The 21966-nt window shown below is 49.7% G+C and carries 19 protein-coding genes; 14 read left to right on the top strand and 5 right to left on the bottom strand.

What is annotated here, in order from left to right:
- Window positions 1-71 precede the first annotated feature (71 nt).
- Window positions 72-362, bottom strand: coding sequence for an Asp-tRNA(Asn)/Glu-tRNA(Gln) amidotransferase subunit GatC (gatC, locus tag AKG09_RS07690; RefSeq protein ID WP_054618858.1), 291 nt, complete (start codon window positions 360-362; stop codon window positions 72-74).
- 239 nt (window positions 363-601) lie between these two features.
- Here gatC and AKG09_RS07695 point away from each other — a divergent pair, with 239 nt between their 5' ends.
- Genes AKG09_RS07695 through AKG09_RS07720 form a run of 6 tightly spaced genes read left to right on the top strand, consistent with a single transcriptional unit; the run spans window position 602 to window position 6864 of the window.
- Window positions 602-1630: a rod shape-determining protein gene (locus AKG09_RS07695; RefSeq protein WP_054618859.1), complete on the top strand. Its 1029-nt coding sequence runs from the start codon at window positions 602-604 to the stop codon at window positions 1628-1630.
- A 21-nt stretch (window positions 1631-1651) separates the two neighbouring features.
- Window positions 1652-2506, top strand: a complete 855-nt coding sequence (mreC, locus tag AKG09_RS07700; RefSeq protein ID WP_054618860.1) for a rod shape-determining protein MreC — start codon at window positions 1652-1654, stop codon at window positions 2504-2506.
- Window positions 2503-3000 (top strand): rod shape-determining protein MreD, encoded by a 498-nt coding sequence (gene mreD / locus AKG09_RS07705; RefSeq protein WP_054618861.1) that lies wholly within the window; start codon window positions 2503-2505, stop codon window positions 2998-3000. The genes mreC and mreD overlap by 4 nt, the downstream gene beginning before the upstream one ends.
- The gene (gene mrdA / locus AKG09_RS07710) at window positions 2997-5033 is read left to right on the top strand and encodes a penicillin-binding protein 2 (RefSeq protein ID WP_054618862.1); all 2037 of its coding nucleotides are present in this window, start codon (window positions 2997-2999) and stop codon (window positions 5031-5033) included. The genes mreD and mrdA overlap by 4 nt, the downstream gene beginning before the upstream one ends.
- On the top strand, window positions 5030-6202 hold the full coding sequence (rodA, locus tag AKG09_RS07715; RefSeq protein ID WP_054618863.1) for a rod shape-determining protein RodA: 1173 nt from the start codon (window positions 5030-5032) through the stop codon (window positions 6200-6202). Before mrdA ends, rodA begins: the two co-directional genes overlap by 4 nt.
- A gap of 2 nt (window positions 6203-6204) precedes the next feature.
- Window positions 6205-6864: a MarC family protein gene (locus tag AKG09_RS07720; RefSeq protein ID WP_054618864.1), complete on the top strand. Its 660-nt coding sequence runs from the start codon at window positions 6205-6207 to the stop codon at window positions 6862-6864.
- A gap of 90 nt (window positions 6865-6954) precedes the next feature.
- Here the strand turns inward: AKG09_RS07720 and AKG09_RS07725 are convergent, their stop codons facing one another.
- A complete protein-coding gene (locus tag AKG09_RS07725) occupies window positions 6955-8418 on the bottom strand; it encodes a TrkH family potassium uptake protein (RefSeq protein WP_054618865.1) in 1464 nt (487 codons plus the stop codon).
- Between the two features lie 88 nt (window positions 8419-8506).
- Entirely contained in the window at window positions 8507-9901 is a 1395-nt protein-coding gene (gene trkA / locus AKG09_RS07730) for a Trk system potassium transporter TrkA (RefSeq protein WP_054618866.1), read from the bottom strand.
- Window positions 9902-10139: 238 nt separating this feature from the next.
- On the opposite strand from trkA, the gene AKG09_RS07735 reads away from it, so the two are divergent.
- From AKG09_RS07735 to AKG09_RS07770, 8 genes are all read left to right on the top strand, one after another.
- Complete coding sequence (locus tag AKG09_RS07735; protein ID WP_054618867.1) at window positions 10140-11663, top strand: fumarate hydratase; 1524 nt, start codon at window positions 10140-10142, stop codon at window positions 11661-11663.
- Window positions 11664-11736: 73 nt separating this feature from the next.
- Window positions 11737-12132: a rhodanese-like domain-containing protein gene (locus AKG09_RS07740; RefSeq protein ID WP_054618868.1), complete on the top strand. Its 396-nt coding sequence runs from the start codon at window positions 11737-11739 to the stop codon at window positions 12130-12132.
- Between the two features lie 84 nt (window positions 12133-12216).
- Window positions 12217-14007, top strand: coding sequence for an aminopeptidase P family protein (locus AKG09_RS07745; protein ID WP_054618869.1), 1791 nt, complete (start codon window positions 12217-12219; stop codon window positions 14005-14007).
- 260 nt (window positions 14008-14267) lie between these two features.
- A complete protein-coding gene (locus AKG09_RS07750; protein ID WP_054618870.1) occupies window positions 14268-14795 on the top strand; it encodes an undecaprenyl-diphosphatase in 528 nt (175 codons plus the stop codon).
- A gap of 88 nt (window positions 14796-14883) precedes the next feature.
- On the top strand, window positions 14884-15531 hold the full coding sequence (locus AKG09_RS07755; RefSeq protein WP_054618871.1) for a tellurite resistance TerB family protein: 648 nt from the start codon (window positions 14884-14886) through the stop codon (window positions 15529-15531).
- Between the two features lie 3 nt (window positions 15532-15534).
- Window positions 15535-16206, top strand: coding sequence for a response regulator transcription factor (locus AKG09_RS07760; protein ID WP_054618872.1), 672 nt, complete (start codon window positions 15535-15537; stop codon window positions 16204-16206).
- Window positions 16207-16256: 50 nt separating this feature from the next.
- Entirely contained in the window at window positions 16257-16658 is a 402-nt protein-coding gene (locus AKG09_RS07765) for an META domain-containing protein (protein WP_054618873.1), read from the top strand.
- Window positions 16659-16681: 23 nt separating this feature from the next.
- On the top strand, window positions 16682-17977 hold the full coding sequence (locus AKG09_RS07770; protein WP_082391884.1) for an ATP-binding protein: 1296 nt from the start codon (window positions 16682-16684) through the stop codon (window positions 17975-17977).
- Between the two features lie 155 nt (window positions 17978-18132).
- Here AKG09_RS07770 and mltB read toward each other — a convergent pair whose 3' ends face one another.
- Window positions 18133-19218, bottom strand: coding sequence for a lytic murein transglycosylase B (gene mltB / locus AKG09_RS07775; protein WP_054618874.1), 1086 nt, complete (start codon window positions 19216-19218; stop codon window positions 18133-18135).
- Between the two features lie 420 nt (window positions 19219-19638).
- Window positions 19639-21768, bottom strand: a complete 2130-nt coding sequence (gene pnp / locus AKG09_RS07780; protein WP_054618875.1) for a polyribonucleotide nucleotidyltransferase — start codon at window positions 21766-21768, stop codon at window positions 19639-19641.
- Window positions 21769-21966 lie beyond the last annotated feature (198 nt).

Consider the following 21966-nt stretch of genomic DNA (forward strand, 5'->3'; position numbering starts at 1 on the left):
AAAACCTTTTTCAGACAGGCATTTGTAAACTCTATGGAATATGCCTGTCTGAAAAGCATTTATCTCAAGTTTTATTCTTCAATTACTTGCGGCACGATATACAAGCGGTTGCGCACTTCCGGGGCAACGGCCTGATATTCGGCAGCATGATCGGTTTCGGTAACCGCATCTTCGCGCAGGCGCAAAGCCACTTCGTGCGGATGAGCCATTGGTTCTACGCCTTCTGTGTCAACGGTTTGCATTTTTTCAACCATGGCAAAGATATCGTTTAATTCTTGCAGATTTTGCGCTTTTTCTTCTTCTGTAAGGCTCAGGCGGGAAAGTTTGGCTATTTTTTCCACATCAGCTAATGTCAAGGCCATTTAAAGTTAATCCTTAAAAATAATAATTAGCAAAATTACCTTCAGTGAGGTATTATTCAGCATACACGTTTTAACCACGGCGCTCTAAACTAAATCAGGCACGCGAACTGCGGATTATAAACGAAAACCAGTCCTCCGGCATGGTGTTTTTCAGACAGGCATCACATAGTAAAACCTGTAAAAACGCCATGCCTTATCATGTTTTTAATATATAACTCAAGTTAGACAAAAGGCTTTTCATGTTTGGCTTTTTCAACCGTTTTTTGTCCCACGACCTGGCTATCGATCTGGGTACGGCCAATACGCTTATCTATGCCAAAGACAAAGGCGTGATACTCAACGAACCTTCCATAATCGCGGTTCAAGAAAATGAGCATCATCAGGAATCCACCATTGCCATCGGCACCGAAGCGAAGAAAATGTTGGGTCGCACTCCTGCGTCCATCCGCGTTGTTCGCCCGATGAAAGACGGCGTGATTGCCGATTTCGAACTTACCGGAAAAATGCTCAAACATTTCATCCGCAAAGCCACGGAAGGCCGCCCTTCCCGCGTTGTCATCTGCGTGCCTTACGGTGCTACCCAAGTAGAACGCAAAACCATCGCCGAATCTGCCAAAGCCGCAGGCGCGTCGGATGTGTTTTTGATTGAAGAGCCTATGGCTGCCGCTCTGGGCGCAGGCCTGCCTGTAAACGAAGCCGCCGGCTGTATGATTGTCGACATTGGCGGCGGCACAACCGAAATCGGCATTTTGGCTATGAACGAGGTAGTTTATGCCAACTCAATCCGCACCGCAGGCAACGCTTTTGATGAAGCCATCATTCTATATGCACGACGCGAATTCGGCATCATCATCGGAGATGTTACTGCAGAAAACATCAAACTAAACATCGGAACCGCCTATCCGGTTGAAAATGTGGAAAGTATGATTATTACCGGACGCAGCATTTCAAAAGGTACGCCCCGCACTTTTTCCATCAATTCGAATGAAGTGTTTGAAGCACTCAAAGATCCGCTAAACAGAATCATTCAAGCTATTATCACCTCTCTTGAACTGACCCCGCCCGAGCTTGCCTCAGACATCATCAGCCGCGGGCTGGTATTAGCCGGAGGCGGCGCGCTCTTGAGCAATATGGATCGTCTATTATCAGAAGCTACCGGTTTGCCGGTAATAATTGCAGAAAATCCTTTATGTTGCGTAGCACGTGGAACAGGCTATGCATTGGATTTAATCGGAACCCAACATCCGATTTTGTCACAAATCCCTTAATAAAAAATTTTGTTATACATCATGGCAAAACCGTCTTTCAGCTTCGACCGCCCCAAGCGCGTGCCCGTCGGCAAGTTTTTCATACTCTGCCTAACCAGCATCGCGCTTTTGATGCTGGATCAGAAATTTGAAGCGGTGCAGCATGTTCGCAGCATTGCAGCTTCTTTTACTTTCCCCCTGCAATGGATTGCTGCCAAGCCCGTTGAGCTATATGAACACATCAGCCTGTTGGCCCGCTCACAAGCCGAGTTGAAGAGCCAAAACCAAGCTTTGCAAGCAGAAAATATCAAATTGCAGATAGCTTCACATAGAAACGAAGCATTGGAAAAAGAATTAGGCGAATTGAAAAACGTTTTGAATTTAAAGCAGATTAACTTTACTGATTCAGTGGCTGCCGAAGTGGTATCAAACGGCAGCAATCCGTTTTCCGACCTGTTGGTCATCGACAAAGGCAGCGAAAGCGGTATACGCGCGGGAGATGCCGTGATTGACCGCAAGGGCCTGGTAGGCCAAATCATTCAAGCCCGCCGTTATAGCGCCGATTTGCGCCTGATCTCTGCTAATGAATTGCTTGTGCCCGTAGCCGTGGCACGCACCGGTGTACGCAGCCTGACTTTCGGTGACGGCAACCGCATTTCCCTCCGCTATTTTCCCACTGATGCCGATCTAAAAGCAGGCGACATCCTGCTCACTTCCGGCATCGACAGTGTTTATCCGGGCGGCATTCCCGTAGCTCGGGTAAAAGAAGCTTCCAAAGCTTCAGGAACGCCTTATTACCAAACAAAACTTGAAGCATCTTCCGGTTTGCAATCCAGCAAATACCTTTTGGTTTTATCTCAAAAACCGGCAGCCTCTGACGCAACTGACCAACCATGAGCAATCTCAGTATTTCCCAAACCCGCCTGCCGATCGTACCTGTTGTTTTAACATTAGCAGGGGCATTATTGTTGGATTTCATACCGCTTCCTGCCGATACTTTTTTCTGGCTGCCCAAGTTCAGCGCTTTGGTGTTAATCTTTTTGGCGCTTTACCGCCCCCAAACATTCGGCCTATTTACCGCTTTTTTAATCGGACTCGCCGTCGATGCCGGCACAGCCACACCGCTGGGGCAATATGCTTTAGCCTACGTTACAGGCATTTTTTTGCTCCAACTGCCGGGCTTTATGGGCAAACTTAATACACCTGTGCGGCAACTTATCGGCGTGCTGGTTATCTTGTTGCTCATTCACGCATTGTTATTGTTTATCCATGCAGTCAATCAACGGCAGTTAGTCCACCTTGAAAGCATGCTTGCTGCATTAAGCGGCATGTTGCTTTGGCCCTTAGTTGATAAAATTTTGAAATATTTCTTTAACCGCTTCACGAAATGAAAAAAACAGCTACCCAACAGGCAGCTGAAACACGCATGCCCAATAAAGATTTCAACCGCCGCTTGGGGGTTGCTTTCTGCGTGATTGTTCTTTCATTTTGCATATTGGCAGCCAATTTCGTTTATCTTCAAATATTTAAGCATGAAGAATATTTGGTTCAAGCAGCTTCCAACCGCATTTCCCTGATTCCTACCCCGCCTGTACGTGGCGAAATCGTGGATGCCAACGGTGTGGTTCTGGCACGCAACTATCCCGTGTTTTCTTTGGAATTAAATCCGAAAACCATCGGTAACAAACATATCGATACCACTATCGAAGCTCTCAAATCTTATGTTGACATCACCGAAAACGATTTGGCGCGTTTCAAAAAATTTCGGGCTGAATACCGCTCCTATGAAAAAGTACCGCTCAAGCTCAAACTATCGGTAGACGAAGCTTCCCGCCTTGCGCCACACCTTTCACGTTTTCAGGGTGTTGAAATCAACACCCGTACATTTCGCGAGTACCCCTATGGTAAACTAACCGCCCATTTCTTAGGCTACATTGGCCGCATCAGCGATCGCGACCAAGAAAAATTGGATGAAAACAACCGGCGGGCGCTCTATCGCGGCAGCACGCATATCGGCAAAACAGGTTTGGAAAATTATTATGAAAACCAGCTTCATGGCGCACCCGGCTATCAACGGGTAGAAAAAGATGCCCACGGCAATATTGTGCGTGTTTTGAATAATGTGGAACCTAAAAACGGCCTAACCCTCAAACTGGCTATGGATATCCGCCTCCAGCAAGAAGTTGACCAAATTTTTTCAGACAGGCGTGGTGCCGCCATTGCAATTGACCCGCAAACCGGCGGCGTACTGGCTTTTGTGTCTAAGCCTTCGTTTGACCCCAACCTGTTTATCGATGGTATTGATTCCGCCACTTGGAAGGCGCTGAATGAAGACTGGCAGCGTCCGCTGCTTAACCGCGTTACCCAAGGCCTGTATCCGCCCGGTTCTACTTTCAAACCTTTTATGGGCATGGCTTTACTCGAAAGCGGGAAAATTACGCAAACCACAGTTGTGCCGGCTCCCGGAGCATGGAGCATTCCGGGCAGCCGCCATGTATTTCGCGATTCCGTGCGCAGAGGCCACGGTTCCGCCAATTTAAGCAAAGCCATCCAGGTTTCATCCGACACCTTTTTTTATCGACTGGGCTATGAAACAGGTATCGAAAGACTGGGTAAATATTTAGCCGAATTCGGTTTCGGCCAGCAAACCGGTATCGATATTCCAAACGAATATCGAGGCATTCTGCCCTCCCCCGAATGGAAAGAAAAACGCTTTGCCAAGCTGCCTGCCGCCGAACGGAAGTGGCGACCCGGCGAAATGGTATCGGTCAGCATCGGCCAAGGATATAACGCCTATACCCCATTGCAGCTGGCCCATGCCACAGCTTCATTAGCCAATAACGGCAAAGTGTTCCGCCCGCATCTGGTCAAAGAAATTCTGGATTATGCCAACAAAGAAAAATTTGTGATTGAGCCGCAGGCGAGCAGACAGATTCCGTTTAAGCAGGAAAACTTTGAATATGTGAAACAGGCCATGCAAAAGGTAACGCGCCCTGGCGGCACGGCTTGGCGCATCGGCGGCGCGCCTTATCCGCTCGCCGGTAAAACAGGTACTGCACAAGTTGTGCAAATCAAACAAGGAGCTCGCTACAATGCCGCCGCTTTGCGCGAACAACACCGCGACCACGCATGGTTTATTGCATTTGCGCCGATAGAAAATCCTAAAATTGCCGTTGCTTTGATTTTGGAGAATGGCGGCTGGGGTGCGCACGCTGCGCCTTTAGTACGCCGTTTGATGGATTATTATCTTTTGAATCTGAATGGCTTAGGCAATCAAACGACTGTCGAAGCCGCGGTAACCAATCAGCTTTCAGCATCTGCTCCGGCTATCAACGGCCCAGCACAAACCACACCGTTGGCACCGCTGCCTGGTTTTCAGACAGGCATTTTTCCCGAAGATAATCCGGGATCAACATTACCATGAACAAAGCAAAATCAACCCGAGAATTGCAGAACAAGCTGCAAAAAGCATTACACTTCATTTGGCAGCCGATAGATGCTTGGCTGCTGTATGCCATGCTCGCCATTTACATAATGAGTATGTTCCTGCTTTATTCGGCCGACGGACAGACCTTCGGCCAACTTGAAAACAAAACAGTACATACCGTTATCGGCTTTATCCTGCTTTGGATCATAGCTTGGCAGCAGCCTAAAACCTTGTCAAAATTTGCTTTACCGATTTATATCGCCGGCGTGCTGATGCTGGTTGGCGTGGAGCTTTTCGGCATTACCGTAAACGGCTCCACCCGTTGGCTTGATTTGGGCTTTACCCGCATACAGCCTTCCGAAATTATGAAAATCGGCCTCCCTATGACTATTGCATGGTTTTTACAACGTTATGAAGATAGGCTGTGCTGGTTTCATTATTTAGCCGCCCTTCTGATCACCGCCGTACCCGTTACACTGATTCTCAAACAACCGGACTTAGGTACAGCCGTTTTAATTATGGCCTCGGGTATGTTTGTGATTTTCTTTGCCGGCCTGCCTTGGAAAATCATCTTGCTGGCGCTTGCCGGTTTTGCCGCATCACTCCCATTAATTTGGAATTACGGCCTACACGATTACCAGCGCACCCGGATTTTAACACTGCTCGACCCAACCAAAGACCCTCTCGGCGCCGGCTACCATATATTGCAATCCATGATTGCCATCGGCTCCGGCGGCGTATGGGGAAAAGGATGGCTAAACGGTTCCCAAACCCATCTCGACTACATACCCGAAGCCACTACCGATTTTATTTTAGCGGCTTATGGTGAAGAATTCGGTTTAGTCGGTAATTTGCTGCTGCTTTTGGTTTATCTGCTGATACTCGGCCGCGGGCTTTATATTGCCGCACAAGCAGATTCTCTTTACAGCCGCACATTGGCAGCGGCGCTGACGATGACGTTTTTTTGTTACGCCTTTGTCAATATGGGCATGGTTAGCGGCATTCTGCCCGTAGTCGGCGTGCCGCTGCCTTTAGTAAGTTACGGCGGCACCGCCACTCTTTCTGTCATGATTATTTTAGCGATTCTGATGGGTATTTCTAAAGAACGCAAAGATCAGGCTCAAAGCCAAACCGAAAACAATAAGGAACAATTTAGGAATCATTAAAAATGGGCATGGAAATCGGCAAACTCATACTCGCCTTTATGGTTTTGATTAACCCATTCAGCGCACTGGCAATTTTTCTTGATCTGACCCGCAATAACAGTACGCGAGAGCGGAAAAAAGTGGCGCAGATTGCATCACTGAGCGTATTTATCGTTATTGCGGTTTTCGCTTTTTCAGGCAACTGGATTCTACGCCTTTTCGGCATCAGCACAGGTGCTTTCCAAGTAGGTGGCGGGCTTTTAGTCTTTTTAATCGCCATTTCCATGATGAGCGCCGGCAGCAACCCGGCCAAACCGGAAATCGGTGTAGAAGACAGTAATGAAATTACCGTCAAACCCAAGCATCCCACCCAAAGTGCCGCCTCGGTAGCCGTAGTGCCTCTGGCAATCCCTATGATGATTGGTCCCGGCGGCATTTCTACCGTGGTTATTTACGCTTCGGCAGCAAAAAACCTGCACGATACTTTGTTTATTGTTGCGGCCGGCGCAATTATTAGTATTATCTGTTTCATTACTCTTCTAGCCGCCAGCAAAATCAGCAACCTGTTAGGAGAAACCGGCTTAACCATTCTCAACCGTATCATGGGCATGCTGCTGGCAGCGGTGTCTGTGGAAATTGTGGTAGCGGGCTTGAAAGCTTTGTTTCCCCAGCTTGCCGGATAAATGTATGGAAATTCCTGAAACCGGCACAATAATGCCTGTCTGAAAAATTTTCAGACAGGCATTTATCTAAGCAAACCCTACAGAGCAGATTTATTTCTTCCAATAAGCCGGTGTAAACAGAATAAACACGGTAAAAATTTCCAAGCGTCCGAGCAGCATCACGATGCAACACAGCCATTTCTGCACCACGGTTAAATCCGCATAATTGTGCGCAGGGCCGACACTACCCAAACCAGGGCCGGCGTTGGTAATGCAGGCGATGGTTGCGGTAAACGCGGTAATGAAATCCAATCCTGCCACCATTTGCGCAAATGTGAAAAAAATCACAGTCATAAAATAAACGAAAATAAACGCCATCACGGCCAGCGCCGTGCGTTCGGAAATCAGGCGTTTGTTCACTTTTACCGTGCGCACGGCATTCGGGTGCAACAGCAACAGCATTTCACGCAAGCTGAATTTTGCCAGAGCAACCACACGCGCCATCTTAACGCCGCCGCCCATAGAGCCGGTGTTGGCCAAAATATTGGAAAGAAAAAACATCCAAAGCGAAACAATCAGCGGCCATTTGGCAAAATCATAATTGGCATAACCATTGGCCAGGCCGATGGAAACAAAGTTAAAACTCACAAAGCGAAATGCTTCTTCAAAACTCGCATAATAATTTTTGTACCACAAATACAAGCTCGATGCGATGATGCTTACAGCCATCAACACCAGCATGACGCGGCTTTCTTGGTTATTCCAATAGCTTTTGAGCGAACGCTCGCGTACCACGGCAAAATGGCAGGCAAAATTAATGCCGCCCAAAATGGTTACTACGATTAACACGGTTTCGATTGCCACCGAATTAAAATAAGCAATGCTGCTGTCGTGTGTGGAAAAACCGCCCAAAGATGTGGCAGATAAAGCGTGGCACAGCGCGTCAAACCAGCTCATACCCGCCCAGCGCAATGCAAAAAATGCGGAAACGGTAATCACGGAATACGAAATCCACAATTTTTTCGCCACTTGCGAAATGCGCGGCGCCATTTTACTGTCTTTGTCTATGCCCGGAATCTCGGCCTTAAAAAGCTGGGTTCCCCCCAAACCCAACATCGGCAATACGGCCACAGCCAACACGATAATCCCCATCCCGCCCAACCAGTTGAGCATGTGGCGCCAGAAATTCAAAGTCGGTGCCAGCGTATCCAGGCTGGAAATAACGGTTGCGCCGGTAGTAGTCAAGCCCGACATGGCTTCGAAAAAAGCTTCGTTATAGCTCATGCCGGGCAGGTAAAGATAAAAAGGTATGGCTGAAATGGCGGCAAAACCAATCCAAAGCATCACCACCAATGTAAAGCCGTCGCGCGGGCGCATTTCCCGTTGGAAATTCAAAGTTGCCATCCAGGCAAGCGCCGAACCGATAAGCGTAACGAATGCGGTTTTGGCAAAAGCCGAAAATGTGCCGTCCACATAAAAATAGGAAAACAGCGTGGGTATCATCAAAATCAGCGAGTAAAACACGCCGAGTTTCGACAACACATGAATAATGGGTAGAATTTTACGGTTTTGCATGGTGGTTGGTGTATTCAGACAGGCATGGTTCAGATGCCTGTCTGAAAGAATAATTAGAATGCGATGCCTGTCTGAAAATGCGGATACATCAGCCGAAGAAGCCTACTTTTACCTGAATCAGCTTTTCCAGCTCACGTAATACGCGGCGGCGGGATACAAAGAAAATAATGTGGTCGCCATCGGCCATTACCGCGTCTTCTTTGTGCCCCATGGTTACTTCGTCGCCGCGCACCAAAGCGGCAAAGTGGCAGCCGTTGGGCCATTTCACCTCGGAAACGCGCCTGCCGACCAACGCCGAAGTTTCCGGCGTGCCGTGCACCACCACTTCTATCGCCTCGGCCGAACCGCGCCGCAAAGGATACACCGCCACCACGTCGCCGCGGCGGATATGCGCCAGAATATGGCCGATGGTAATCAGATTGGGCGACACCACGGTATCGATTTGGTTGCCTTCGAGCAAATCCACATAGCGCGAGCGGTTAATGATGGTCAGCACCCTTCTCGCGCCCAAATCTTTTGCCAAAAGGCTCGACATAATATTGTTTTCATCATCATTGGTTAATGCGCAGAACACATCAATCTCATCAATATATTCGTGCGCCAGCAGATTTTCATCTGTGGCAGAACCCGAAAGCACCAAAGCATTATCCAGATTTTCAGCCAGCCATTCGGCGCGTTTTGCCCTGTTTTCAATGATTTTGATATCGTAAATATTTTCCACCTGCTTGGCCAGCCGATAACCGATATTGCCCCCGCCGGCAATCATCACCCTTCGCGTAGGCTGCGCCAAAGGCCGCAGTTCGCGCAAAATGGTTTTCACATAACGGCTGTCTGCCACAAAACACACCTCATCGCCCTCAATAATGATGGTTTTGGCCGAAGGTACAATTAAACGGTTGTTGCGGTAAATCGCACAAATTTGGCAATCCACACCTTCCGACAGGTGGCTGTTGATTTCGGAAATTTCCTTGTTTACCAGCAAGCCGCCGTTATGCGCTTCCACCACCAACATTTTTGCCCGTTCATCGGCAAACGTGAGCACCTGCAAGGCATTGTTATAACTGAGCAAAGCAACCAGCCTCTCAGTTACCAGCTCTTCAGGGTGGATAGAATCGGTTACACCGAAAATCTGCAAGCTGTTTTCCAGATCGTCTTTATCCAAAGCGTATTCCATATAATCGCTTTGGCGCACACGGGCGATCCGGTCGGGGATATTGAACACATCCGCGGCGATTTTGCAGGCCAAAAGATTGGTTTCATCGCTGCGCGTTACCGCCAGCAGCAAATCCGCATCCGCCGCGCCCGCCATTTCGAGCACCACCGGCGAAGCGCCGTTGCCCACGATGGTTTGCACATCCAGCTTGCTGCCTATCTTTTTCAGAGCCTGTTCGTCCACATCAATAATGGTTACATCATTATCTTGCGCCAGATTGGTGGCGATGGTTGAACCGACTTGCCCGCTGCCAAGAATTAAAATTTTCACGTTTAATTATTTTGTTTACTCGAATAGTGTTATTGTAAACCAAAACGGAAAAGCAATAGCAAAGAAACGAATGCCCGATATGAAATATTAATCCGTTTCAGACAGGCATCCGCTTATCAAATACCTGAAATATGATGTAATATAATACTCTGCCAAACATGCTTTGCCCGCATCATGCAATGCCTGTCTGAAACATTAAATCGCAATAACAAATAACCACCGCAAAGGAACACAATCAATGACCGTTATCAAACAAGAAGATTTCATTCAAAGCATTGCCGATGCTTTCCAATTTATCAGCTATTACCATCCCGTTGATTACATTCAGGCTTTATACAAAGCCTGGCAAAAAGAGGAAAATCCTGCCGCCAAAGATGCGATGACGCAGATTTTGGTCAACAGCCGCATGTGTGCCGAAGGCCACCGCCCGATCTGCCAAGATACCGGCATTGCCACCGTATTTTTAAAAGTGGGCATGAACGTGCAGTGGGACGCGAAAATGAGCGTAGCCGATATGGTGAACGAAGGCGTGCGCCGCGCCTACACCCACCCAGACAACACTTTGCGCGCTTCCGTTTTGGCCGACCCTGCCGGCAAACGCCAAAACACCAAAGACAACACACCCGCAGTCATTCATATGGAAATCGTGGCCGGTGATAAAGTGGAAGTAACCTGCGCGGCCAAAGGCGGCGGCTCGGAAAACAAATCCAAACTCGCCATGCTCAACCCCTCCGATTCCATCGTTGATTGGGTGCTGAAAACCATCCCCACTATGGGCGCAGGTTGGTGCCCACCAGGCATCTTGGGCATCGGCATCGGCGGCACGCCTGAAAAAGCAATGTTGTTGGCCAAAGAATCTTTAATGAGCCACGCCGATATTCACGAATTACAGGAAAAAGCCGCTTCCGGCGCAGAACTCTCCACCACCGAAGCCTTGCGTTTGGAATTGTTTGAGAAAGTGAACGCACTGGGAATCGGCGCGCAGGGTTTGGGCGGGCTTACCACCGTATTGGACGTAAAAATCCTGGATTATCCGACTCATGCCGCTTCCAAGCCCGTTGCCATGATTCCGAACTGTGCCGCCACCCGCCACGTTGAATTTGAATTGGACGGATCAGGCCCGGTACACCTCGAACCGCCTTCATTGGAAGATTGGCCCGACATTACCTACAACCCTGAAAATGGCAAACGCGTCAATGTAGATACGCTCACCAAAGAAGAAGTGGCCACATGGAAAATGGGCGACGTGCTGCTCTTAAACGGCAAAATCTACACCGGCCGCGATGCCGCCCACAAACGCATGGTCGATATGCTCAATAAAGGCGAAAAACTGCCGGTAGACTTTACCAACAAGCTGATTTACTACGTCGGCCCGGTTGACCCCGTGCGCGACGAAGTGGTCGGCCCGGCCGGCCCCACCACCGCCACCCGCATGGATAAATTCACCCGCCAAATGCTGGAACACACCGGCCTATTGGGCATGATCGGCAAATCGGAACGCGGCGAAGAAGCCTGCAAAGCCATTGCCGACAACAAGGCCGTTTATCTGATGGCGGTAGGCGGATCCGCTTATCTGGTGGCCAAAGCCATCAAAAAAGCCAAAGTAGTGGCCTTTGAAGACTTGGGCATGGAAGCGATTTACGAATTTGAAGTGAAAGACATGCCCGTTACCGTAGCGGTGGACAGCAGCGGCCAATCGGTTCACGCCATTGCTCCGAAAAAATGGCAGGCGAAAATCGGCATTATTCCTGTTGAATCTTAAAGCGGCATTTGCTTAAATTAGGCTGTCTGAATCATTTCAGACAGCCTAATTTTATCAATGCAAAGGAGAAAAAATGCCCATCACTAAAGGATTTAAAAAACTGGTGGAAGAAGCCATGAGCCAAATCACCACCCACAGTGTTGACGAAGCGCGCCGCAGCGCCGAAGCAGGCAAGGCCACCTTAATCGACATCCGCGACATCCGCGAGCTGGAACAAGGCGGCCGCGTACCCGGCGCTTTCCATGCTCCGCGCGGCATGCTCGAATTTTGGGTTGACCCCGATTCACCTTATCACAAACCGGTTTTTGCCAATGAGGATACCGAGTTTATCCTGTTTTGCGGCGCAGGTTGGCGCAGCGCACTGGCTACCAAAACCCTCCAAGACATGGGCATGACCAACGTCGCCCATATCGAAGGCGGCTTCGGCGCCTGGAAAGAAAGCGGCGCACCGGTAGAAAAAAACAATTAAGATTTCCGGCTCACTTAAATATAATGCCTGTCTGAAAACCTTTCAGACAGGCATTACAGACTTGCTCTTACCAAAGGAAACTCTATGACCACTCCCGCCCAGCGTTTGGCCCAACTGCGCAACGCCATGAAACAACACGGCTTCGATGCCTGGATTATCCCCACCGCCGATCCGCATCTTTCCGAATACCTGCCCGAACACTGGCAAACCCGCGCCTGGCTTTCCGGTTTTACCGGCTCTGCCGGCACGCTGGCAGTTACCGTCGATGATGCCGCACTATGGGCCGACAGCCGTTATTGGGAGCAAGCCGAAACACAGCTTGCGGGCAGCGGGATTCATCTGGAGAAGATCGGGTTAAACGGCAATCACATCGACTGGCTGGCCGAAAAGCTACCCGCCGGCGCCACTGTCGGCATTGCAGCCGATATGCTCTCGTTGGCGGAAAAGCGCCGTCTTCAAGCAGCTTTTGCCAATAAAAAGATTACGCTGCGCGAAGGGCAAGACATCATCAACGATTTTTATTCAGACAGGCCTGCCCTGCCCTGTGAAAAAATCTACATCCATCAAGCCCGCTACACTGCAGAAACCGCCCGAGAAAAGCTGGCACGCGTACGGGCGTTTATGCAGGAAAAAGGCGCAATCCACCATCTGATTTCCGCTCTGGACGACATCGCCTGGCTGACCAACCTACGCGGCAACGACGTTTCCTACAACCCCGTGTTTCTCGCGCATCTGCTGATTGACGAACAACAAGCCGTATTGTTTGTTGACGAAACCAAGCTCGGCAAGCCAGAGCGTGAGCAGCTTGCAGCAGCAAACATCCGCACCGCCGCTTATCATGAATTACCGCAAGCCATAGCCGAACTTTCAGGCAGCCTTTTGCTGAGCCCGGCCAAAGTGGCCGTGAGCAGCTTGGCATGCCTGTCTGAAAACGTGAAGCTGATTGAGCACACAAATCCGAGCACTTTGTTCAAATCAGTCAAATCCGACAGTGAAATCGAACACATCCGCCAAGCCATGATAGAAGACGGCGTGGCCTTGTGCGGCTTTTTCGCTGAGTTCGAGCGCAAGCTGGCAAACGGCGAAGCAATGAATGAGCTGGACATCAGCGATATGCTGACCGCCCACCGCAGCCGACGCCCCGGCTATATTTCACCCAGCTTCGGCACCATCGCCGGTTTCAACGCCAACGGCGCCCTGCCGCATTACAGCGCCACGCCCGAAGCACACAGCCAAATCAGCGGCAACGGACTTTTGCTGATTGATTCGGGCGCACAATATGAAGGCGGCACTACCGATATTACCCGCGTCGTTCCCGTCGGCACACCGAGCGGCGAACAAAAACGCGATTACACGCAAGTGCTCAAAGCCCATATCGCCCTTGCCCGTGCCGTGTTCCCCGAAAACCTGCCCGCGCCCTTGCTCGACGCAGTGTGCCGCATGCCTTTGTGGCAGGCACAATGCGAGTTCGGCCACGGCACCGGCCACGGCGTAGGCTACTTTCTCAATGTGCACGAAGGCCCGCAGATGATTTCCTACCGTGCCATGCCGCAGCTCGAAACCGCCATGAAATCAGGCATGATCACATCCAACGAACCGGGGCTCTACCGATCGGGCAAATGGGGCATCCGCATCGAAAACTTAATCGTAAACCGCCCCGTCGCCCAACCTCAGGAAACCGAATTCGGCACTTTCCTCTGCTTTGAAACCGTAACCTTATGCCCGATAGACACTCGCTTAATCGACACCGGCCTGCTCACAAACGAAGAAACCGCCTGGTTAAACAACTATCACGCCACAGTGTTTGAAAAACTCGAGCCGTTAACAGAAGGCGAAGCAAAAGCCTGGTTAATTGAGCGTACGCGAACTATTTAACCCCAATGCCTGTCTGAAACGATATTCAGACAGGCATTGATAATTTTAAAACCTAACCACAATAACAAGGATAACACCGCAAACCATACGGGCAATACAACGCAAACCACACTTGCCGATCATCCTAATTCCATCCTAATTTTCCGTCGCTATAATCATCGCGAGCTATGTTTGCTTTATATCAATTCAATCAAATGGGATTTAAATCCGAATGTTGGAAAGCCTGAATACCTTCAACCGGCAAGTTTTCTTGTTATTCAATGCCCCCCCATGATGCAAGCCCTACCAGTATCCAACTGGCTATATGGCTTGCAGAACATCTGGTGGTTATGTTTTTTATCTCACTGGCAATTTATCTTGCATGGAAACACCGCCGCAATAAACGCGTTTGTTTAAGCGTATTTGCCAGCATTCTGCTTGGCATCGGCATCAGCTATTTAATCCGCAAAGGCTTTTACCATCCGCGCCCGTTCGAGCTAGGCTTAGGCACCAATTTCTTGGAACACGGCGCTTCTTCATCATTTCCCAGCAAACACCTTACTGCCATGTTCTCAGGCGTATTACCCCTCTGCTTCATGCCGGCAACCCGCTTGTTCGGCATATTTTGGCTGCCCTCCGCGCTTTCTATTGCTTGGGCACGCATATACCTCGGCGTGCATTGGCCTTTAGACATAGCAGGCGCATTTGCCGTTTCACTGGCTGCCGCAATCATCGCCTACTATAGTATTTTTTATAGAAAACGCCTGTCTGAACATACCGTTCAGACAGGCATCAAGCTGAAAGCCTGATTCTTCTTCAAAGTATGGTAATTTAAACAATCGGCACTATATTCAATTCAATCAATACATTTTGCCCAATCTCACAAAAGGAAATATGATGAATTTCAATAATCTGCTTAATCAAGTTTTAGGTTCCGTACAAAAAAATGCCGGTCAGGCGGGCAACATTCTTTCAGGCAACAAAGGAGCTTTGGCGAAAATCGGAGGCAGCGCCGCCGCTCTCGGCCTGGTTTCATCATTACTGAAAAAGAAAAATACAAAAACCCTCGTACAGGCCGGCTCGATGGCTGCATTGGGCGCATTGGCCTACCATGCCTACCAAAGCTGGCAAAACAATAAAAACACCCAAAGCACCGGTTCACCTGCCCTAGATCAAACTGCTTTCGCCCCAACCGGCATCGCCGCTGAAAATGCAAGCCGCGTTATTTTGCGCACCATGATTGCTGCAGCCGCTGCCGACGGTCTGATCGACGATGCAGAGCGCCAACTGATTCACAGTGAAGTAGGCGATGATGCCGAAACCCAACAATGGATTGCCACCGAAGTTACCCGCCCTGCCAGCGCCGCCGATATTGCACGCGATATCGGCGCCAATCCTGCTTTAGCTGCCGAAGCTTATCTGGCCGCCCGTATGGTATGCGGTGATTTGGCTCGCAAAGAAATTGTGTTTCTCTCCCAACTTTCACAAGCTTTAAATCTTGACGATGCATTGGTTGAACATTTAGAGCGCCAAGCAGGTTTTTAAGCCATGCGCATTTTACTGGTTGAAGACGACGCCATGATCGGCGAAGCCGTGTCCGGCAGCCTGAGGGATGCACGGTATACCGTAGACTGGGCAAAAAACGGCCTGCTCGCATTAAGTTCGCTTAATGCCCAAAAATATGATTTGGTGCTGCTGGACTTAGGCTTACCACAGAAAGACGGCTTGGAAGTGTTGGCAGAACTGCGCGCCTCGGATAATCAGGTGCCGGTAATTATTCTGACCGCGCGCGACGATATCGACAGCCGCTTGCGCGGCCTTGACGGCGGCGCCGACGACTACGTTATCAAACCTTTCGACATGAGCGAACTGCTTGCCCGTATGCGTGCGGTGTTGCGGCGGCAAAGCGGCTCGGCCAACACCGAGCTGGACAATGGCATTTGGTCGCTCAACCCCGCCACTTATCAGGCGCGCCATATCGAAACCGGTGAAACGGTTATTCTGAGCAATCGCGAGTTCGCCATTTTCTATGCACTAATGCAGCACCCGGGCATGATATTGTCGCGCACCAGCCTAGAAGATAAAATCTACGGCTGGGGCGAAGAGGTGGAAAGCAACGCCATCGACTACCTGATTCATGCCCTACGCAAAAAACTGGGTGCCGACAGCATTAAAAATGTGCGCGGCGTCGGCTGGCTGGTACCCAAGTCTCCCGCTTAAACCGCTTCAGCCAATGCCTGTCTGAAACCAATCATCCGAAAGGAAAACCGATGAAAAAAGCGCTACCTCTATTAATTGCAACACTACTGTCTGCCTGCGCAACATCCACCCCGCCAACCGGATTGACAGGCGTTTGGCAGATTCAAGAGGTGGGGCAGGTCAGCCCTGAAAACCTAGCCACAATTGAATTCCAATCCGACGAACACAGGTTTTACACACGCGGCGGCTGCAACAACATGTTCGGCAAATACCGAGAGCACAAAGGCACACTCAAAATGTTCGACACCATAACCACCTTGAAAGCCTGCGAAAGTTCTCTGATGAACTTAGACGACAGTCTGTCTGCGGCCTTCGAAAACACCGCATCCTATCAAATCAGCGGCCAACACTTGGAAATCCGCAACGCCCAAGGGCAAACTCTGATTAAAGCCATCAAAGCCGCCGATAAATAACCCCAGCTCGATATATCAAAACAATGAAACAATTCACGTCTCTGCAACTGCGCCTGATTCTCTGGCTCACCACGACCGTGGTGCTGGCTGCCGTTGCAGCAGGCATTACCGCATTTGTTGCCGTTTATTACGAAGCAGGCGATCTGCAGGATGAATTATTGGAGCAAACGGCCGCCTTTGCCGCCATATCAGATTACCCTGTCAATAATCATATCGACGACGACGTGAGAATCGTCATTCAAAATTTAGACCAGCCCCGCATGGGTGATATTCCCTTATCCGCAGGCTTAAACGAAGGCTTTCACAATATCGAATACCGCAAAGAACAATACCGCGTTTACATACACAAACACAAAAACGGCCAACGGCTGGCCTTATTACAAGAAGACGACTTGCGCAAAGACACGGCATTAACCAGCGCCAGCCTGGTTATCTGGCCGATTCTGCTGCTGATTCCGATAATGGCTTTGTTAACCTTTATTGCCGTGCGCAGCAGCCTGAAACCGGTTAAAAGCCTGTCTGAAAGCCTTGCACAGCGTAGCGACAACGACCTTTCCCCCCTTTCAGAACAAAATATTCCGATTGAGATTACAGGTTTTATCCAAGCCATCAACCGGCTGTTTGACCGAATCAAAGAAAGCATCCAACGCCAACAAAGGTTTATCGCCGATGCTGCGCATGAATTACGCTCTCCCATGACTGCTCTGTCGCTTCAGGCCGAACGTTTGTCCCAACGCGATTTACCGCCCGACACCGCAGATCAGCTCAAAACACTACGCGAAGGCATACGCCGCAACCGCCACCTGTTAGAACAGCTGCTGGCCATGGCAAGGGCGCAGCAAGACGATCATAAAGCACTCAACAAAACACTTTCCGCCCGTAAAATCTGCGAACGCATTGTGCAAGACCTCTACCCGCTTGCCGAAGCACGCAACATTGATTTCGGCATCGACGGCAACGAAGACGTAATGCTTGTCTGCAACGAAACCGAGCTTTACACCTTGTTGAAAACTTTCGCCGACAATGCCATCAACTACACACCGCCCGGCGGACGCGCCGATTTGCGCATACGAACAGAAAATCAGGAATGCGTGTTCGAAGTGGAGGACAGCGGCCCCGGCATCTCCCCTGCCGAACGCAATCGGGTATTCGACCCCTTTTACCGAATTCTCGGCAGCGACACAGAAGGCTCCGGCTTGGGTTTATCCATTGCCAAAACATTGGTCGAGCGTCAGGGCGGCAACATCAGCCTTCATCATTCTGCCATCAACCCCAGCGGCTTATTAGTAAAAATCCGCCTTCCTGTTATGCACAGTTAACTTACTGAAAACCGTGTAACCGCATATCCAATAAGCCGAAACAAACTATGCCTGTCTGAAAAAATTTTTCAGACAGGCATTTCTATTACAATGAATCAACTTAACAAGCCTGTCTGAAAGTGTTCTTCAGACAGGCTTTTCACATCAACCGTTGCCTACAAACCGCCTGCGCCCAGCGCATTGGCGATATCGCGAACAGAAGTGACATACATGCGGCTGTGGTTATATTGCCAAACCGCATAAAAATTATTCAGGCCGATATAATAATCAAACACACCCGGGCTGGTTTCCAAGCGGTAAAGCATCGCTTTTTCCGAATCAGCCACCGGCTCCAGCGGCGTTACGCCCATTTTTTTCAACTCGCCTACCGTATATTTCAGCGACGTTTTCTCATCAATCACCGCCTGCAATTTCGGATTAATCTCTAGCGAAACCGGCACCACCATTCTGCCGCCGCTCTTCCAGCCGTGCACCTTCATATAATTGGCAACCGATGCGGCAACATCTTCCACGTTATACCAAATGTCTTTGTGGCCGTCTTTATCATAATCCACCGCCCACTTGCGAAAGCTCGATGGCATAAACTGCGGCATCCCCATCGCTCCTGCAAAGCTGCCCGTAAAGCTCAACGGATCACGCTGCTCCTCTTTGGCCATCACAAGAAACTCGGCCAACTCTTTTTGAAAAAATTCACCGCGGCGCGGATAATCGAAAGCCAACGTAGCCAAAGCATCCGCCACACGGATATTGCCCTTGTTCGCACCATAATTGGTTTCAATGCCCACAATCGCCACAATCAACTCGGCAGGCACGCCATATTCACGCGCGATTTTATCAATCACACCACGGTTTGCCGCATAAAACTTCTGCCCGCCGCTGATTTTTGCCGCGCCTGAATTGCCTTGTTTAAACTCATACCACGGGCGCGACGTGCCCGGCCGGTTCATAATATTGATAATATTGCCGCGATGCACAACAGCGTTAAAAAAGCTCTGTAACTCTTCCCTGCTCAAACGCTGTTTGCCCGCTTCATATTCAATAAATTTTTGCACGTTCGTATTCGCATTAAACCCCACCTCCGCTAGGCTGGGTGAAGCTTCGTTAAAAAACGGCCTTTCTTTCGCCACAGGCTTAACCGGTTTGCCCGCTCCGCTACTTTTCTGCGCCGCAGGCGGTTTCTTTTCACCATTACACGCTGCTAAAGCCAGTGCCGCCAAGGCCAATACTGCAATTTTTTTCATACATTTTCCCTAACACATATCGGCTATTTGTAAAAATAGCAAAAGTGAATTTTAACAAATTATCAGAGTTACCAAAAGAAAAGCTTGAATATGTAGCCAATCAACTTAAAAAATCATACGTTTAAATCATTAGCGACCTTGGCTATTACTGATTGCCCGCCGGCGCCGTGGGGGCAGCTTGCGCAGCAAACCGGCAACCGCGGTCGCCTTTCTTTGCTTACTTTCTTTGGCGAAGCAAAGAAAGTAAGTGGCCGCGCGGCCATGAAGCGCAATCTTAAAATAACGGGAATATAAAAATTAACGGCGCTCGTTGCCATACCAATTTTTAAGTTGATTCACTATAATCAACTTAAAAAAACAGTACGCAGTAAAAATGCCTGTCTGAAAAGTTTCAGACAGGCATTTAACCATTAAGATTATTTAATCTTTCGGCTGTTGCTCACGCGGTTCGCGAGCCGGTGCTTCCGATAATGCCTTGATAGATAGGCGTACGCGGCCGCGGTCATCCACTTCCAGCGCTTTCACATTCACGGTTTGGCCTACTTTCAAATAGTCGGCCACATTGTTCACGCGTTCGTGTGCAATTTGGCTCACATGCACCAAGCCGTCTTTGCCCGGAAGCACGGATACGATAGCACCCACGTTGTTTTCCAAGATTTTCAACACGGTGCCTTCATATACCTTGCCCACTTCCACTTCTGCGGTAATCTCTTCGATACGGCGTTTGGCGGCTTCGCCCGCTTCCCCTGCAACTGCGGCAATGGTTACGGTGCCGTCGTCATCGATATTGATTTCGGTACCGGTTTCAGCAGTGATGGCGCGGATGGTTTCGCCGCCTTTGCCGATGACATCGCGGATTTTATCGGGATTGATTTTCATGGCGAACAGGCGCGGAGCATGTTGCGACAGCTCTTGCGGGCCGTCAACAGCTTCTTTCATTTGCGCCAAGATGTGCATACGCGCTTCTTTGGCCTGCTCCAAGGCAATCTGCATAATTTCTTTGGTAATGCCTTGAATTTTAATGTCCATTTGCAGCGCAGTTACACCTTCGGTAGTACCGGCTACTTTGAAGTCCATATCGCCCAAGTGGTCTTCATCGCCCAAAATATCGGTTAATACGGCGAATTTGTTGCCTTCCAAAATCAGGCCCATGGCGATACCGGCAACGTGTGCTTTCAAAGGCACGCCGGCAGACAACAGGCTCAAACAGCCGCCGCACACGGAAGCCATTGAAGAAGAACCGTTAGACTCGGTGATTTCGGATACCACGCGCATGGTGTAGCTGAATTCTTCAGGCTCTGGCAATACAGCCACCAAAGCACGCTTGGCCAAACGGCCATGGCCGATTTCACGGCGTTTCGGCGCGCCCATACGGCCTACCTCACCGGTAGAGTATGGCGGGAAGTTGTAGTGCAGCATGAAGCGGTCGGTGTATTCGCCGTTCAGGGCGTCAATGATTTGCTCATCGCGTGAAGTACCCAAAGTCGCCACTGCCAAAGCTTGGGTTTCACCACGGGTAAACAGTGCGGAACCGTGGGTGCGCGGCAATACGCCTGTCTGAATATTAATCGGGCGTACGGTGCGGGTGTCGCGGCCGTCGATACGCGGTTGGCCGTCCAGAATCTGACCGCGAACCACATCTGCTTCCAGTTGCTTGAAAATGCCTTTGATTTGGTTGGCGGTAAGTGTGTCGGTTTCTTCGGTAATCAAAGATTCTTTCACTGCGCTCCAAGCCTCATCCAGCTTGGCAGTACGCGCCTGCTTCTGACGGATTTTAAATGCTTCACCAATGGTGCCGCCGGCAATCTCGCGGATTTTGGCAACCAATTCGGTGTCGGCTTCCGGCGCTTTCCAATCCCACACTTCAGGGTTCACTTCATCGGCAAATTCGTTGATGGCATCAATTACAACCTGCATTTGTTCGTGGCCGTAAACCACCGCGCCCAACATCACATCTTCAGGCAGCACTTGCGCCTCTGATTCCACCATCAAAACAGCTTTGGCGGTACCGGCCACCACCAAATCCATTTGCGATGTTTCCAACTCGGTTTTGGTCGGGTTCAACAAATATTGGCCGTCGGCATAGCCTACGCGTGCAGCACCAATCGGGCCTGCAAACGGCACACCGCTCAACACCAGCGCGGCAGATGCGCCAATCATGGCTGGAATATCGGAATCGATTTCAGGATCGATAGACACCACCATCGCTACGATTTGGATATCGTGGTAAAAACCTTCGGGAAACAGCGGACGAATCGGACGGTCGATCAGGCGGCTGGTGAGAATTTCTTTCTCACTTTGCTTGCCTTCGCGTTTGAAAAAGCCGCCGGGAATTTTACCGGCCGCGTAAGTACGCTCGAGATAGTCAACGGTCAGCGGGAAAAAATCCTGGCCTTCTTTTACATCTTTATTAGTGGTTACCGCCACCAGCACAACAGTGTCGCCCATAGACACTTTTACCGCGGCGGCAGCTTGGCGGGCTACTTCACCAGTTTCCAAAGTAACGGTCTGATTACCGTATTGGAACGATTTAACATGCTTATTAAACATTTGGTTTCCTTTTTATTATTAAGGCCGCCGCTGCTAAAACACTAACCATATATACTGATTTTCAAAACACATGGTTAGGGTTTCAGACAGGCATGCGGCAAGAGTTGAACACATTTTCAGACAGGCATTCAAACCAAATGCCTGTCTGAAGAATATAGCTGTGAAACACATTTTCATTCACGTCGGCAAACCACAGCA

Origin of the sequence: Neisseria sp. 83E34 (assembly GCF_001308015.1) — a bacterium.
In the GTDB taxonomy this organism is placed as follows: Bacteria; Pseudomonadota; Gammaproteobacteria; order Burkholderiales; family Neisseriaceae; genus Neisseria.